The organism is Mesorhizobium sp. 128a (assembly GCF_053848025.1).
On the sequence record NZ_JBSPKY010000010.1, the window covers coordinates 29,611 to 43,824 of the forward strand.

The 14,214-nt window shown below is 63.2% G+C and carries 15 protein-coding genes; 6 read left to right on the plus strand and 9 right to left on the minus strand.

Annotation, left to right across the window (positions count from 1 at the left end; translation table 11 throughout):
- Window positions 1–86: 86 nt before the first annotated feature.
- Window positions 87–1,004, plus strand: coding sequence for a fatty acid desaturase family protein (locus ACWTU9_RS17445; protein ID WP_455859355.1), 918 nt, complete (start codon window positions 87–89; stop codon window positions 1,002–1,004).
- Window positions 1,005–1,013: 9 nt separating this feature from the next.
- Here the strand turns inward: ACWTU9_RS17445 and ACWTU9_RS17450 are convergent, their stop codons facing one another.
- Window positions 1,014–2,204 (minus strand): amidohydrolase, encoded by a 1,191-nt coding sequence (locus tag ACWTU9_RS17450; protein ID WP_455859356.1) that lies wholly within the window; start codon window positions 2,202–2,204, stop codon window positions 1,014–1,016.
- Between the two features lie 91 nt (window positions 2,205–2,295).
- On the opposite strand from ACWTU9_RS17450, the gene ACWTU9_RS17455 reads away from it, so the two are divergent.
- Window positions 2,296–3,156 carry an AraC family transcriptional regulator gene (locus ACWTU9_RS17455; RefSeq protein WP_455859357.1) on the plus strand — a complete coding sequence of 287 codons (861 nt, stop codon included), beginning with the start codon at window positions 2,296–2,298 and terminating at the stop codon, window positions 3,154–3,156.
- Here ACWTU9_RS17455 and ACWTU9_RS17460 read toward each other — a convergent pair.
- The 3 genes from ACWTU9_RS17460 to ygfZ all read right to left on the minus strand — a co-directional run bounded on the left by ACWTU9_RS17460 (window position 3,113) and on the right by ygfZ (window position 6,816).
- Entirely contained in the window at window positions 3,113–5,251 is a 2,139-nt protein-coding gene (locus ACWTU9_RS17460; RefSeq protein WP_455859358.1) for a putative bifunctional diguanylate cyclase/phosphodiesterase, read from the minus strand. The two genes, ACWTU9_RS17455 and ACWTU9_RS17460, sit on opposite strands and share 44 nt — an antisense overlap.
- Before the next feature lie 66 nt (window positions 5,252–5,317).
- Window positions 5,318–5,956 carry a hydrolase gene (locus ACWTU9_RS17465; RefSeq protein WP_455859359.1) on the minus strand — a complete coding sequence of 213 codons (639 nt, stop codon included), beginning with the start codon at window positions 5,954–5,956 and terminating at the stop codon, window positions 5,318–5,320.
- On the minus strand, window positions 5,956–6,816 hold the full coding sequence (gene ygfZ / locus ACWTU9_RS17470; RefSeq protein ID WP_455859360.1) for a CAF17-like 4Fe-4S cluster assembly/insertion protein YgfZ: 861 nt from the start codon (window positions 6,814–6,816) through the stop codon (window positions 5,956–5,958). The genes ACWTU9_RS17465 and ygfZ overlap by 1 nt, the downstream gene beginning before the upstream one ends.
- An 83-nt stretch (window positions 6,817–6,899) precedes the next feature.
- Between ygfZ and ACWTU9_RS17475 the strand changes: the two genes are divergently transcribed.
- Window positions 6,900–8,231 carry a dihydroorotase gene (locus ACWTU9_RS17475; protein WP_455859361.1) on the plus strand — a complete coding sequence of 444 codons (1,332 nt, stop codon included), beginning with the start codon at window positions 6,900–6,902 and terminating at the stop codon, window positions 8,229–8,231.
- A 113-nt stretch (window positions 8,232–8,344) separates the two neighbouring features.
- On the opposite strand, the gene ACWTU9_RS17480 is transcribed toward ACWTU9_RS17475, so the two are convergent.
- The 4 genes from ACWTU9_RS17480 to ACWTU9_RS17495 form a co-directional block, all read right to left on the minus strand.
- Window positions 8,345–9,148: a hypothetical protein gene (locus ACWTU9_RS17480; protein WP_455859362.1), complete on the minus strand. Its 804-nt coding sequence runs from the start codon at window positions 9,146–9,148 to the stop codon at window positions 8,345–8,347.
- A 117-nt stretch (window positions 9,149–9,265) separates the two neighbouring features.
- Complete coding sequence (locus ACWTU9_RS17485) at window positions 9,266–9,523, minus strand: hypothetical protein (protein ID WP_008874920.1); 258 nt, start codon at window positions 9,521–9,523, stop codon at window positions 9,266–9,268.
- Window positions 9,524–9,853: 330 nt separating this feature from the next.
- Complete coding sequence (locus ACWTU9_RS17490) at window positions 9,854–10,231, minus strand: TIGR02301 family protein (RefSeq protein WP_455859363.1); 378 nt, start codon at window positions 10,229–10,231, stop codon at window positions 9,854–9,856.
- A 49-nt stretch (window positions 10,232–10,280) separates the two neighbouring features.
- Window positions 10,281–10,706: an NUDIX hydrolase gene (locus ACWTU9_RS17495; RefSeq protein WP_455859364.1), complete on the minus strand. Its 426-nt coding sequence runs from the start codon at window positions 10,704–10,706 to the stop codon at window positions 10,281–10,283.
- A 125-nt stretch (window positions 10,707–10,831) separates the two neighbouring features.
- On the opposite strand from ACWTU9_RS17495, the gene ACWTU9_RS17500 reads away from it, so the two are divergent.
- Window positions 10,832–11,596 (plus strand): SOS response-associated peptidase, encoded by a 765-nt coding sequence (locus tag ACWTU9_RS17500; RefSeq protein ID WP_455859365.1) that lies wholly within the window; start codon window positions 10,832–10,834, stop codon window positions 11,594–11,596.
- Window positions 11,597–11,783: 187 nt separating this feature from the next.
- On the opposite strand, the gene ACWTU9_RS17505 is transcribed toward ACWTU9_RS17500, so the two are convergent.
- A complete protein-coding gene (locus ACWTU9_RS17505) occupies window positions 11,784–11,939 on the minus strand; it encodes a hypothetical protein (RefSeq protein ID WP_112560752.1) in 156 nt (51 codons plus the stop codon).
- Window positions 11,940–12,385: 446 nt separating this feature from the next.
- On the opposite strand from ACWTU9_RS17505, the gene cysS reads away from it, so the two are divergent.
- Together cysS and ACWTU9_RS17515 are read left to right on the plus strand one after the other, a co-directional pair.
- Window positions 12,386–13,819, plus strand: coding sequence for a cysteine--tRNA ligase (cysS, locus tag ACWTU9_RS17510; protein WP_455859366.1), 1,434 nt, complete (start codon window positions 12,386–12,388; stop codon window positions 13,817–13,819).
- Window positions 13,816–14,202: a VOC family protein gene (locus tag ACWTU9_RS17515; RefSeq protein ID WP_455859367.1), complete on the plus strand. Its 387-nt coding sequence runs from the start codon at window positions 13,816–13,818 to the stop codon at window positions 14,200–14,202. The genes cysS and ACWTU9_RS17515 overlap by 4 nt, the downstream gene beginning before the upstream one ends.
- The last annotated feature ends 12 nt before the right edge of the window (window positions 14,203–14,214 follow it).

The window sequence follows — 14,214 nt, forward strand, 5'->3', positions numbered from 1 at the left end:
TGGCGATCAAAAAGATAAGTTGTGCTTATCTATTTTGCAGAAATCCTCGTTTTTAGAAAGGTTTCTCGTTGGGGTAGCGTGGCGCCATGACCGTATCAGTCCAAACCGACCCCACAGACCATCGCGATGTCATCGCGTCGCTGACCAATGAGCAGCGTAGCCGCCTGACCGGCAAATCGGACGGGCGGGGCCTGACCCAGCTCGCATTTCATCTCGGTGGGATCATCCTTATCGGCGCGCTGATCGCGGCCAAGGTGCCGTATTGGCCGCTGCTGATGCTGCCGCAAGGCATCCTCATCGTCTTCCTGTTCACGTTGCTGCATGAAACGGTGCACAGGACAGCTTTCGAGACGCAGTGGCTCAACGATGCCGTGGCAAGGGCCTGCAGCCTGGCGATCGCGCTGCCGGCTGACTGGTTCCGCTATTTCCATTTCGCCCATCATCGCTTCACCCAGGATCCCGAGAACGATCCCGAGCTCGCCTTTCCGAAACCGGAGACGATGCGGCAATACATCGTCCACGTCTCGGGCCTGCCGGTGTGGTGGGCGCATTTGCAGACGCTCTACACCAACGCGACCGGCGGTTACCGCGACAACTACGTGCCGCCAAAGGGCCTGCCCAAGGTGCGTGCTGAGGCCCGCGCCATGATCGCTTTCTATGTCGTAGTCACCGCACTGGCGCTCTGGTTCAAGGCGACGGTGCTGCTCTATGTCTGGATCGTGCCGGCACTGCTCGGCCAGCCCTTCCTCAGGCTTTATCTGCTGGCCGAGCACGGTCGCTGCCCGCTCGTTGCCAACATGCTGGAAAATAGTCGCACCACGCTGACCAACTGGCTGGTGCGCAAGGTTGCCTGGAACATGCCGTATCACGCCGAGCACCACGCCTATCCCGGCGTGCCGTTTCATCAGCTGCCGGCGTTTCACCAGCTGATCGAGCGCCATCTCAAAGTGGTCGAGCCCGGCTATGTCAGCTTCCACGAAAAATACATCGAGACGCTGCGCTGACAGTGATGCTCAATCCGCGGACTTGATCGTCTTGGCCTCTAGCGGCTGTTCGACCAGCGTGACGAAATAGCGGAGCACGGTGGGAACGATGGCGTCGTTGAAGACGTAGCGATCGCCGTGCAACCCTTCGCCGGGTCCGACTGCCCCAGCGCCGATCCACGCATAGCAGCCGCCCGCTTCGCGAACCATATAGGCGAAATCCTCGCAGCCGAGGCTCGGGTTGAATGCGGTCTCGACTTGTTCGCGACCGACGACGACAGCCGCAGCTTGCACGGCCTGGTCTGTCGCGGCTGATGTGTTGACCAGCGGCGGATAGCCTTTGCGATAGGCGAGCTTGGCGGTCAGGCTGTGCGCCGAGGCGATACCGTCGGCGATCTCTCCGATTAGCCTTTCACAATGGTCCGAAAGAGCCGGCTCGAAGAAGCGGCAGGTTCCCTGCAGCCAGACCGTGCCCGGCACGATGTTGCCGACATTGCCGCCATGAATCTGCGTGATCGAGACGACCAGCGCCGTCTGCGGGTCGACCGAGCGGCTGACGATGCGCTGCACGCCCTGAACGAAGACGCTGGCTGCAAGCACCGGGTCGTCGCCTAGCTGTGGCATGGCGGCATGCGCGCCGGTCCCCTCGAAACTCAGCTCGAAATTGTCGACGGCCGCCATCATCGCGCCGGCGCGGGCAGCGATCGTGCCAAGCGGCAGCCCCGGCCAATTGTGGACGGCGTAGACGGCTTCCACCGGGAAGCGCTCGAACAGCCCGTCCTCGATCATCCGCATGCTGCCGCCTTCGTTTTCTTCCGCCGGCTGGAAGATGAAATAGACGGTTCCGTCGAAGGCTCTGCTATCGGCGAGCAGCTTGGCGGCGCCGAGCAGCATCGCGGTGTGGCCATCATGGCCGCAGGCATGCATCACGCCGTCCTTTTTCGACGCGTATGGCAATCCCGTTTTCTCGACGACCGGCAAGGCGTCGAGCTCGGCCCTGAGCCCGATTGCCCGCGCGCTGGGTCCCCCCTTGAGCACGCCGACCACCCCGGTGCCGCCTATGCCTTGGTGGACCTCATCGAGCCCGAAGGCGCGCAGCCTGTCGGCAACGAAGCGCGCGGTCTCATATTCTTTGAAGCCGAGTTCGGGATTGGCGTGGATGTGATGCCGCCATTGCACCACCTGCGGGGTGAGGGCGGCGACGGGGTCGTTGTGCAGCATTGCGCTCTCCTTGCCGGCCGTCGTAAATTTCGGCCTTGTCGATGCCAGCACCTAAAGGGTTGCGGCGGCGGCGTCTTGAACAGGATTGACCGTGTTGGGAATTCACGAGCCGCAGGAGACAACGCAGTTCTGGCGTCATCCGCGCTTTCGCGATCTTGGCATGCTCAGGGCGCGGTTCACGCGGCATCGCTATGAGCTGCACACGCACCCGACCTATGTCGTCGCCCTGATCACGCAAGGCTGCGAGCGTGTCCGCATCGGCAACGAGAGCGTCGTTGCGCCGTCGGGCACGGTCCTCCTCGTCAATCCGGAGGTGTGGCACGATGGCGAGGCTGGTGCCGAGAAAGGCTGGGCCTATCGTACCTTCTATCCCTCGACCTCACTTATGGGCGCGATCGCAGCAGAACTCGGGCAGGATCGTGCGCCACTGTTTTCGCAATCGATCGTCGATGATGCCGATCTCGTCCAGGCTGTAGCCGTAGCGCATCAGAGCTCGATATCAGGCGATGCGGCGGGTGCCGAAACATCCATGCTGATCGCCTTGCGCGAGCTCATCCTGCGTCATGGCGACTGGGGCGGCCGACGGCGCGAGACGGTCGAAAGCTTCGGATCGAAAAGCAGGCTTCGGGTCTATGAACAGGTCATCGAAGACCATCTGAGTTCGGACCTCGATTTGCAGCGGCTCTCCGAAGCCGCAGGCGTGACGCGCTTTCAGGTCATCCGGGATTTCAAGAAGGCGCTGGGTCTCACCCCGGCCGCCTTCATCCGCGACCGCAGGTTGCGTCGCGCTGATCTCCTTATCCGGCAAGGTTCCGATCTCGCCGATGCCGCCTTTGCGGCCGGCTTCTCCGACCAGAGCCATCTCTCGCGCACCTTCCGCGCGGCGCATGGAATGACACCGGGCATGTTCAGGCGGGCCGGCGTACCGCTCTCGTCTTCAGCAGGCGATTGATCTCAGTCGCCTTTGACGGCACGCCGATCAGAAAGCCCTGCGCCTCGACGCAGCCGGCCTTGCGCAATATGTCGAGCTGGGCTTCGGTCTCGACGCCTTCTGCGGTGACGGTGATGCCTAGCTCGGCGCCAAGCCCGATGATCGTACGCACGATCGCCGCCGTGTCCCGGTTGTCGATATCATGGATGAAGGAGCGGTCGATCTTGATCTTGTCGACGGGAAAACGCCTGAGATAGCCAAGCGACGAATAGCCCGTGCCGAAATCGTCGAGCGCGATGCGCACTCCGAGTTCGCGCAACTGCCTCAGCGTCTTCAGCACCGTCTCGCTTTCATCCATCAGCACGGTTTCGGTGATCTCCAGCTCAAGCCGCCTGGCCGGCACGCCTGAAACGGCCAGCGCCGAAATCACGCTGCGGGCAAAGTCGGCGCTTCTGATCTGCACGGCCGAGACGTTGACGGCGATGCGCATTCCGTGCGGCCAGCCGGCGGCCACGCTGCAGGCCTGTTTCAGCGCCCATTCACCCAGCGGAACGATCAGTCCGCTGTCTTCGGCGGCCGCGATGAAATCGTCGGGCGCCACCAGGCCGCGCGTCGGCGAATTCCACCGCATCAAGGCCTCGGCGCCAACGATCTCGCCTGACGCGATGTTGGTGATCGGCTGGAAGTCCAGGACGAATTCCTGCCGCTTCAGTGCCGTCTCGAGATCGGTTTCGAGCGCCAGGCGCGCCCGCGCCAGGGCATCCATGCCGGGCTCGAAAAAGCGGTAGACGTTGCGGCCTTCGCTCTTGCCCCTGTAAAGCGCCATGTCGGCGTTCTTCAAAAGCGTGTCGGCGTCTTTGCCGTCACCGGGATACAGCGCGATGCCAAGGCTGATGCCGACATGCATGTCGCGGCCCTTGTTGCGAAACGGCTGGCTGATGACCGAGACGATGCGTTTTGCCAGGTTCTCCGCATCGGCGGTCCCTTTGGGATTGAACTGCAGGATGGCGAACTCGTCGCCGCCGAGGCGGGCGACCACATCCGTATCGCTGCGCAGGCTGTGCCGCAGCCGCTCGGCCACGCATTTCAGCAGCCAGTCGCCGGCCGGGTGCCCCCAGGTGTCGTTGACGGCCTTGAAGCGATCAAGGTCGAGCGAGAAGATTGCCAGCGGAGTAGCAGGGGTTTCGCCAAGCGCCTGGTCGAGCCGCTCGCGGAACATCGAGCGGTTGGGCAGGTCGGTCAGCGTGTCGTAATGGGCAAGATGGCTCATGCGCTCGTCGGCGCGCCGGCGCTCGGTGATGTCTTCGAAGGTTGCCACCCAGCCGCCGCCGGCAAGCGGCCGGCGCGAAACAAACAGCGTGCGGCCATCAACTAGTTCGCGATAGCTCGAACGGGTTTGGCCGGCCTCCAGGGTCGCCCTCGTCTTTGCCACCTCGACATCGATGTCGATGGACACAAAGATGCCGAGGCGAACGAGCTTTTCCAGCATCTGGCCGTGTGTCATGCCGAGCGCGAAATCAGCTGCTTTTGCCTTGCACAAATCCAGAAAGCGCTGGTTGCGCACGATCAGCGTGCCGTCCGCGCCATACATCAACAGGCCTTGCGACATGTTGGCGAGCGCCGCATCGAAGCGGCGATGCTGCTCCTTCAATTCCTGCTCGGCCCGCCTGTGCTCCGTGATGTCCTCATAGATCGACACCCAGCCGCCCGAGGCCAGCGGTCGGTGCGTGATGGAAACGATGCGGCCGTCCGACAGGATTTCCTCGTAGGTCGAGGCTTGCGCGCGCTCGATATAGGGCTTGCGCATGGCATAAAGGTCTTGGGCACTCTGCGAGGCGACGCCGATGTCGACGCTGTGTTGGAGAATGTCCAGGAACGCGATGCCGGGCCGCACGATCTTCGCATCGAGGGAGAAGATGCTGAGATAGTTGCGGTTGCAGATGATCATCCGCTCGTCGGCATCGAACATGCACAGGCCATGCGACATGTTCTCGACGGCCGCCGAAAAGCGCTCGTTCTGGTTGCGCAATTCGTCTGCGATCTGCCGTGTCGCGGCGACGCCTCCGCCTCCCCGTCTGCGGACGGGCGAACCACCCTTGACGTGCGCAACGGACATGAGGCGTACCTGCTGACCGTGATCGAGCCCGGTACTGTGGGTCCCGCCGGTTAATTTAGCGTATGTTCACTCGGCCGAACGCACCGGAACCGCTGCCAGGCGCTGCTTTTCGATCGTTGCATAGCGCTTGAGAAACGCTGCCTGCGCCGAGGTTACCGAGCGCGGGGTGAAATCGAAGCGATCGGCATTGAAGCCGCGCGGCCGGCCGAAGAACTCGGTTGCTTCCGCGGTCGAAAAGCCGGCGAGCAGCGTGGCCTCGTAGTAAGCGGCGATCTGGTCGGCGCGCTTGATTTCCTTGCGCAGGCCGACGCCGAGTTCGGCCGGCAGCGAGAAGCGCTGGTGGATGGCGCGCTGGAGACGCAGCTCGCAGTCCTTATAGGAGCCGCCCATCACCGATTTGAACGGCGAGATCATGTCGCCGATGACATATTCCGGTGCGTCGTGCAGCAGGGCTGCCAGCCGCGCATTGGCCGAGGCGTCCGGCTGTAATTCGTCAAAAAGGGCCTCGACCAGTAGGGAATGCTGAGCGACCGAAAAGGCGTGATCGCCGCGCGTCTGGCCATTCCAGCGGGCGACGCGGGCAAGCCCATGAGCGATGTCGGAAATCTCGATATCGAGCGGCGAGGGGTCGAGCAGGTCGAGCCGCCGCCCCGACAGCATGCGCTGCCACGCACGCGGCGGCGCACCGACACGGTCGGCGGCCATCAGGCGTCCTCCGCGCCGACCGCTTCCTTGGGAAAGCTGAACTTTGCCCAGGCCGGGATGGCGAGCGAGACGGTAACATCACCGGCCAGGACCGGCTGGCCGGCGTCGATCGCCGCCTTCACCCGGTCGATGCGGGCTATGGCGAGGCCGGCCGTGCCTGCGGTCGAGCCGAGCATGCCGACGGGCCGCCCCGCAACCGTCAGTTCAGTGCCCTCCGCGGGCAAGGCATGGTCGGCCGAAACGATCAGCACCCGCCGTCTGGCGGTGCCGCGATGCTGCATGCGCGAGACCACTTCCTGGCCGACATAGCAGCCCTTCTTGAAGCCGACACCGCCGGCCTCGTCGAGCAGCACGTCGTGCGGGAAGGCGTCGCCGAGCTGATAATCGGAACCGCTCTCGGCGATGCCGTGGGCTATGCGGAGCGCTTGCCATGCGGCTAGGTCGCCGCCCGCCGGCGTGCCGCCATAGCTGCGCCTGACGGACAGCTGGCTGAAGCGTGCATCAGAAACGTCAGTTGAATCAGTTTGTGAGGCGGTTGAATCGGGTCCCCATGCAACCGTCACAAGCGATTGATCCTGCTTGCTAATCTCGACCTTGGCGCGCAGCTTGTAAAGCGCGAGCCGGCGCAGGAAATCGTCGGATACATCGGCGCGGCATTCCAGCCGGAAGCCATTCTCGCCACTGCGCGAGACCAGGAAGTCGAACAGGATCTTGCCTTGCGGCGAAAGCAGTGCGCCGGGCTTTGCCTCTGCGGCGCCCAGCGTATCGAGGTCCGTGGTGAGGATGTTCTGCAAAAAATGCTCGGCATCCGGGCCTGACACGGAAATGACGGCGCGGTCTTTGAGCAGGGCAAAGGGCATGGGTTGAAATAAAGCCTGATCTTGCAAAAGGGTCGGCCTTTACGTAAGCCGACGACATTCCCCCCGCAAGAGACCGAACGCCAATGGCCACCACCTACGATCTCATCCTGACAGGCGGCACGGTGGTCAACCATGACGGCGAGGGCGCGCGCGACGTCGGCGTCAGGGATGGCCGCATCGCGGCCATCGGCGATCTTCGCCAGGCCTCGGCCGGCGAAACGATCGACTGCCGCGGCTTGCACATCCTGCCGGGCGTCGTCGACAGCCAGGTGCATTTCCGCGAACCGGGACTGGAACACAAGGAAGATCTGGAGACGGGTTCGCGCGCGGCTGTGCTGGGCGGCGTCACCGCCGTGTTCGAAATGCCCAACACCAACCCGCTGACCACCAGCGAAGCGGCGCTTGCCGACAAGGTGCGGCGCGGCACCGGCCGCATGCACTGCGACTTCGCCTTCTGGGTCGGTGGCACGCGCGAGAACGCCAATGATGTCGGCGAACTCGAGCGGCTGCCCGGTGCTGCCGGCATCAAGGTGTTCATGGGTTCCTCCACAGGCGACCTCCTGGTCGAGGACGACGAGGGTGTCGCTTCGATCCTGAGGAACACCCGACGCCGCGCCGCCTTTCACTCCGAGGACGAGTTCCGGCTGCGCGAGCGCCTCGGCCTGCGCGTCGACGGTGACCCGTCCTCGCACCCGGTCTGGCGCGACGAGATCGCCGCCTTGCGCTGCACCGAACGCCTGGTGCGCATCGCGAGAAACACCCGCGCCCGTATCCACGTCCTGCACATCTCCACCGCGGAAGAGATTGTGTTCCTCGAACAGCACAAGGATGTCGCCACCTGCGAGGCGACGCCGCACCATCTGACGCTCGCCGCCGACGATTATGCGCGGCTGGGCACGTTGATCCAGATGAACCCGCCGGTGCGGGCGGCGCGTCATCGCGATGGCGTCTGGCACGGCATTGGCCAAGGCATTGTCGATGTGCTGGGCTCCGATCATGCCCCGCACACGCTGGCCGAGAAGGCAAAGCCCTATCCGGCGTCGCCATCCGGGATGACCGGGGTGCAGACGCTGGTGCCGATCATGCTCGATCACGTCAATGCCGGCCGGCTGACCCTGCAGCGCTTCGTCGACCTGTCCAGCCACGGCCCGCAACGCATCTTCGGCATGGCGAGAAAAGGTCGCATTGCCGCCGGTTACGACGCCGATTTCACCATCGTCGACCTGAAGCGCCGCGAGACTATCACCAACGCGCAGGCCGGTTCCAAGGCCGGCTGGACGCCCTATGACGGCAAAGAGGTTACCGGCTGGCCGGTCGGCACCGTCCTGCGCGGCCGCCGCATCATGTGGGAAGGCGAGATCGTCACGCCGGGACAGGGCAGGCCGGTGGACTTCTCCGAAGCGCTGCCAGCATAGGCTCCATACCTCCCCTTGTGGGAGGTCGGACCAAAGGTCCGGGTGGGGCTAGTGCCGCACCCCCACCCCGATGCTTCGCATCGCCCCTCCCCACAAGGGGGAGGGTAAGCTGCTCAATCCCCGGCGACGAAAAACGTCCACTGCCCGGCCGGGGTGATGCCGACGCGGTAGAAGATGTAGGCGCCGAACTGCTTCATGTCGTCATAGTCGCCGGCGGTGACGATCTTGAACAGTTCGACCCGCTGCCTGGCGTCGAGCTTATCCAGCGGCAGGGCGAAGAAATACGGCCAGACATAGAGTTCCTGCGGCGTGCCGACGTCGACATGGACATAGCCGGCATTGAGCACCTCTTCCATGATGGCGAGGATTTCCTGGCCTTCCTTGTCGCCTGAAAGCCCCTTCAGGAAAGCGATCGGGTCGCCCTCGATCTCGCCCAGCGACAATTGGGTCATGGTGTCGCCCTTGCCGATCAGTGGCCGCAGCTTCTCGATGTCGCCGCTGACGCAGGCTTCGACCATCAGGTCGTGCATGCGCCTGACCGGCTCCGGCAATTTGGAAAGGTCGTAGACGACTTCAGGCACCGGCGCATCGGGATCGACACGCGGGTTGGCCACGCCGCCATCGTCCGTCGGCCCTTCCGGTTCGCTTTGCTCGGGCTCTGCGGGCGATGTCGGCTGGCTGGCGGCCGGCGGCGTTGTGCCGGGCAGATCGGGCATCGGCACGGAGTTTTCGGATGGCGCCGTCTCACCATTGGCTGGCGGCGCCGCCGGCGCCGGAAGCTCCTCGCGCTTGATCTCGCTCAGCGCATAGACAGGGCTGCTTGTCAGGACAAGTGCCAGCGGAACCGCGGCGCAGGAAGCGGCAAGCCAGATGCTGAGGACCATGCCGTGAGGCCGGCCTGACATCGAAAAATTCACCGCTTGCCTCTCCTAGGCTCTTTAGGTGCCGGGCATGATGCCCAAACGGCGCGCCGTAGTCAAAGAACCAGTCGGGTGCCAAAGCGCCATTTGGCGCCGGCGGGAACGCGTGGCGCTCTAGTGCCGCAGCCGCTCCGGCTCGAATGCGCCAGCGATCACTTTTTCACGCATGCGGTCGAGAAGGGCAAGGGCCGAGGTTTCGCCATTGGCGCGCAGCATCTCGCCGAAGGCCGTTTCAAGTGCTGCTTCGGCGATGATTTCCGGCTCGATGCCGGCGGACAGACCTTCCGCCCAGGCCTCGCTATGGCTTTCCACCGCGGTCAGGCGCTTTTCTTCCCTGACCAGCGCGTCGATGTCGTTGACGCCATGTTCCATTGCGATCCACCCTTTTCAAGCGACGATCCGACGGGTCGGATCCGGCTTGGGCTGTCCCTATCTCCACGCAGGATAAGTAAGTATTTGTAAATACGACATTTTTTTGATCGTCTTTTACAAACTTCATCGCCTGCGTTCGGTCCGATTCAAAACTTAACGATTAGACCGGTGAGCGGGATGAAAACCTTCAGTTTGAGTTAATTCCACATCCGCGCGCTAACGTTTCGTTAATACTGTTGCCAAAGTGCAACACCAAGATTGCATCAAGGCGCCGCGGATACAAGGCTGGATGCACGAAAAGCTGTTGGCTATGACGCCGTCAGGCGCCTTTCAGTTGCCGTAGCGCGAGGCGATGTCGCGTGACAGCGTCTCGCCTTCCTTCATGTAACGGCTGATCGCTTCGGTCGCCGATGCCGTGCATTGCGTATAGGTTCCGCCGAAGGAGCGGTAGCCGCGATTGAAGCTGGCGATGAAGCGGGCGCGCCGCTCCGGATCGGGATTTTCCGAATCGATCAGCTTTTCCATTTCGGTGCGCCACTGGTCGCCCTTTTCGCCGCACAGATTGCGCAGGAAATGCAGCGACCCCAGCACCTCGGCCAACCGCATCAGCCCGGGCTCGAACGGCGACTCGGCGGCCAGCGCCGGCTGCACGGCGACAGCCGTGCTGGCGGCGAGGCATGCGGCGAGGAAGAGCGCGGCGCGGGTCACAAGTCTATCTGGCGAAACAATTTGTCGCCTGCAAGGCGATTCTCTGCGTTCAGATACCGGAGCCGCTCGAGCCCACAAGCTCCTCAGTGACCTCAAACACGTCGCCCGCGAGCGGCATGTCGGTCATTTCGTTCAGCGTATAGAAGGCGGCGGTCTCGGCGTCGTCACTGGCTGTCGCCTCGCCGCCTGCATAGACAGCGCCGAAGACCGTCAAGAGATAGTCGACCGGGTGATTCTCGCCGCTGCCGTCGATGTGGATGTCGCGAAGCGGACGATAGTCTTTCGCCCGCAACCCGGTCTCCTCCAGCAATTCGCGCGCCGCCGCCTGCTCAAGAGTTTCGCCGGGCTCGACCTTGCCGCCGGGAAAGGCATAGACCCCTTGCGACGGGGGTCGCGCCCGCTTGACGAGCAGCACCGTCTTGCCACGCACGACGGCGACGGAGACTGCGGGAAGTGTCTTGCGCTGCTCGTTCATCGATCTCGATTCGCCCTGCCCGAGGCTAGCCCCTGTGGACCGGCCTGCGGCAGAGAGCTTTAGCGGTTGCGCTACGCCGGTTCCATCGCCACTTTCGCGATCGGATCATTTCATCGAGCTTGCCCATGTGCGGACGCTTTGCCCTGACCGCCACGCCGGACGAGACCGCTGCCTTGCTCGGCCTGGCCGAACTGGAGGATTTTCCGGCCCGCTACAACATCGCGCCGACGCAGCCGGTGCTGATGGCGCTGTCCGGACCGCCGCGCATGCCGGGCTCGAATTTTCCGGATCGCCAGGCGATGCTGGTGCGGTGGGGTCTGATCCCCACCTGGGTCAAGGACACAAGGGAATTTCCGCTGCTGTTCAATGCGCGCTCGGAAGGAGCGGCGGAGAAGGCCTCGTTCAAAGCCGCCATGCGCCATCGCCGCGCATTGGTGCCGGCTTCCGGCTTTTATGAGTGGCAGCAATCGGGCAACGGCAAGAAGGGCCAGCCCTACTGGATAAGGCCGAGGCATGGCGGGCTCGTCGCCTTTGCCGGGCTGGTCGAAACCTATGCCGAGCCCGGTGGTTCGGAGATGGACACCGGCGCCATTCTCACCGTCAATGCCAATGCCGGCATCGCTCATATCCATGACCGCATGCCGGTGGTGATCGCGCCTGAGGATTTCGCCCGCTGGCTGGACTGCAGGACGCTCGAACCGCGCGACGTGGCCGATCTGCTCAGACCCGCTCAGCCCGATTTCTTCGAGGCAGTTCCCGTCTCCGACCTCGTCAACAAGGTCGCCAACACGGCGCCGGAGATTCAGGACATTGGCATCGTCGGGCCGGAGCCCGAGAGGGTCAGGCGCCAGAAGCCCGGCGCGGACGACAGTCAAATGACGCTGTTTTAGAGCACGATCCCAAGGATCCAGTCTTCGGGAAGAACCTGCTCAATGAGGAAGATCTGCTGTTTTCAGGCGCTCTCAAGCGCCTCAGCCTGCCATGCCGGCACGCGCCTTGTCGGCGGCCGGCGGCCTAAAGCAATTCCAGGAAAAGTGTGAGGGGTTTTCCGTCCGGAATTGCGTAAAAACAAAGAGTTCAGGCAGCGCGGGGCGAGGTGATTTTCGGCGCCGGCTTCTTCTTCTTCGCGGTGTGCAGAAGGGCAGCGACGATCGCGGCCGGCCCGATTGCGCGGTAGTGGTTGGCAAGCGCCGGTTGCTTGGCGCGGCTCGATTCCTGCTTGGTTCGTGACATCAGTCTCTTCCCTGGTAACATTTCCGTGTCTGCGTTTGCCGGCCGAATCTGACCGAATCGTGACCTGTGGTGAACTAGCCGGCGAATGTTTCATGACTGTGCCGACATGTTTAATAAAATGTTTCACTGGCTCATGACCTGTGATCCAGCGACGCTTTTGCCGGAAGTTGCGACTTGACGGCAACACCGGCCAAGGCGATAAAGCCGCCCATGAAAACGTTTTTCGCCATTTGTGGCATTTGCATTATTGGCTAGCCTCGCGCTGGTCCGGACGTTTTCGCCTCATCTTTCCCCAGAGTGGACAAACGCCCCGGCCAGCAGGCTGGAGCCCGATTTGTGCCTAGGCGCAAGGACGGCTCTGCGCAGAGCATGATCCCGAAAAGTGGGAACCGGTTTTCGGATAAGATCATGCTCAACCAAAGAGTAACGGACCGGAAGGGCACTTAATGTCTGACGCATCGAAGGGTCTCAGCCTCTACAACACGCTAACGCGGACGAAGGACATGTTCGTCCCGATCGACGCCGCGAATGTGCGCATGTATGTCTGCGGCCCGACCGTCTACGATTTTGCCCATATCGGCAATGCGCGGCCGGCGATCGTCTTCGATGTGCTGTTCCGTTTGCTGCGTCACCTCTACGGCGAGGCGCACGTTACGTATGTGCGCAACATCACAGATGTCGACGACAAGATTAACGCCCGCGCGTTGCGCGATTTCGGTGCCGAGATCGCGTCGGGAAAACTGACGCTCAACGAGGCGATCCGCCGCGTCACCGAAAAGACCGCCGACCAATACCATAGGGATGTCGCCGCACTCGGTTGCTTGCCGCCGACGGTCGAGCCGCGCGCCACCGAATTCGTCGCGCGCCGTGCCGACGGCAAGGCCGACATGATCACGCTCATCGAGCGTTTGATCGAACGCGGCCATGCCTATGTCGCGGCGGGCGAGGTGCTATTCGACACCGCCTCGATGCCGGACTACGGCGAGCTGTCGAAGCGCAATCTCGACGAACAGCAGGCTGGAGCGCGCATCGCCGTCGACGCGCACAAGAAGAACCCGGGCGACTTCGTGCTGTGGAAACTGTCCTCGCCGGAAGAGCCCGGCTGGGACAGCCCGTGGGGCAGGGGCCGGCCCGGCTGGCACATCGAGTGCTCGGCCATGTCGGCCGCCTATCTCGGTGACGCCTTCGATATCCATGGCGGCGGCCTCGACCTGATCTTCCCCCACCATGAGAATGAGATCGCCCAGTCGCGTTGCGCCCACGGCACCGACGTCATGGCCAATGTCTGGATGCACAACGGCTTCCTGCAGGTGGAGGGCCAGAAAATGTCGAAGAGCCTCGGCAATTTCTACGCCATCGCCGAACTGCTGGAGACCGACACGTTCGGTGGCCGCAGATGGCCGGGCGAAGTGCTCAGGCTGGCCATGCTGATGACGCATTATCGCGAGCCAATCGATTTTTCCGTGCGCAAGCTGGAAGAGGCTGAGAACACGCTGCGCAAATGGAAGCGCGCCGCCGATCTCGCACCGGCCGCAGGACAAGTGCCGGCCGAAATCGTGGCGGCACTGTCGGACGATCTCGCTACCTACGCCGCTTTCCAGCAACTGACGCAGCTTGCTGGCGAGGTCGCGGATGGCAACGAAGCGGCCGCATCGCTAAAGGCCTCGCTGCTGTTCCTCGGCTTCGATGTGGCGTCGGCAAAGGTCGATGAGGACAACGTCGCCAAAGCCATCGCCAATCGCCTCGCCCTCATCGCCGCGAAAAACTGGGCCGAAGCCGACCGCATCCGCGACGAGCTTCTGGCGCAAGGCGTGCAGTTGAAGGACGGCAAGGACCCGGTCACGGGCGAAAGAATCACCACTTGGGAGGTAAAAAGATGATCGACCATCTCGGCATCAATGTCGCCGATTTCGACGCTTCGAAGGCCTTTTACGACCAGGCGATGGCGCCGCTTGGCGCGTCGCTGATTTACATGGTGCCGCTGGAATATACCGGCGGCGCCAAGGTGGGCGGTTATGGCCGCGACCGGCCGGTGTTCTGGCTGCAGGCCGGCAAGGACGAGCCGAGAACCCATCAGCATGTCGCCTTCACCGCGCGCAGCCGCGCCGAGGTCGATGCCTTTCATGCCGCGGCGGTTGCCGCCGGCGGCAAGGACAATGGCGGGCCGGGCCTGCGGCCGCATTATCACCCGAACTATTACGGCGCCTTCGTCTTCGACCCCGACGGCAACAATGTCGAGGCCGTCTGCCATGCCCCGGAATGAGCCATGAATTGG

Excerpts from the sequence above, each read along its gene's own strand:
- ACWTU9_RS17505 (WP_112560752.1), bottom strand. The coding sequence starts at position 11,939 with ATGTCACGAACCAAGCAGGAATCGAGCCGCGCCAAGCAACCGGCGCTT.
- ygfZ (WP_455859360.1), bottom strand. The coding sequence starts at position 6,816 with ATGCCCTTTGCCCTGCTCAAAGACCGCGCCGTCATTTCCGTGTCAGGC.
- ACWTU9_RS17475 (WP_455859361.1), top strand. The coding sequence starts at position 6,900 with ATGGCCACCACCTACGATCTCATCCTGACAGGCGGCACGGTGGTCAAC.
- ACWTU9_RS17485 (WP_008874920.1), bottom strand. The coding sequence starts at position 9,523 with ATGGAACATGGCGTCAACGACATCGACGCGCTGGTCAGGGAAGAAAAG.
- ACWTU9_RS17465 (WP_455859359.1), bottom strand. The coding sequence starts at position 5,956 with ATGGCCGCCGACCGTGTCGGTGCGCCGCCGCGTGCGTGGCAGCGCATG.
- ACWTU9_RS17450 (WP_455859356.1), bottom strand. The coding sequence starts at position 2,204 with ATGCTGCACAACGACCCCGTCGCCGCCCTCACCCCGCAGGTGGTGCAA.
- ACWTU9_RS17460 (WP_455859358.1), bottom strand. The coding sequence starts at position 5,251 with ATGTCCGTTGCGCACGTCAAGGGTGGTTCGCCCGTCCGCAGACGGGGA.
- ACWTU9_RS17445 (WP_455859355.1), top strand. The coding sequence starts at position 87 with ATGACCGTATCAGTCCAAACCGACCCCACAGACCATCGCGATGTCATC.
- ACWTU9_RS17500 (WP_455859365.1), top strand. The coding sequence starts at position 10,832 with ATGTGCGGACGCTTTGCCCTGACCGCCACGCCGGACGAGACCGCTGCC.
- cysS (WP_455859366.1), top strand. The coding sequence starts at position 12,386 with ATGTCTGACGCATCGAAGGGTCTCAGCCTCTACAACACGCTAACGCGG.
- ACWTU9_RS17495 (WP_455859364.1), bottom strand. The coding sequence starts at position 10,706 with ATGAACGAGCAGCGCAAGACACTTCCCGCAGTCTCCGTCGCCGTCGTG.
- ACWTU9_RS17515 (WP_455859367.1), top strand. The coding sequence starts at position 13,816 with ATGATCGACCATCTCGGCATCAATGTCGCCGATTTCGACGCTTCGAAG.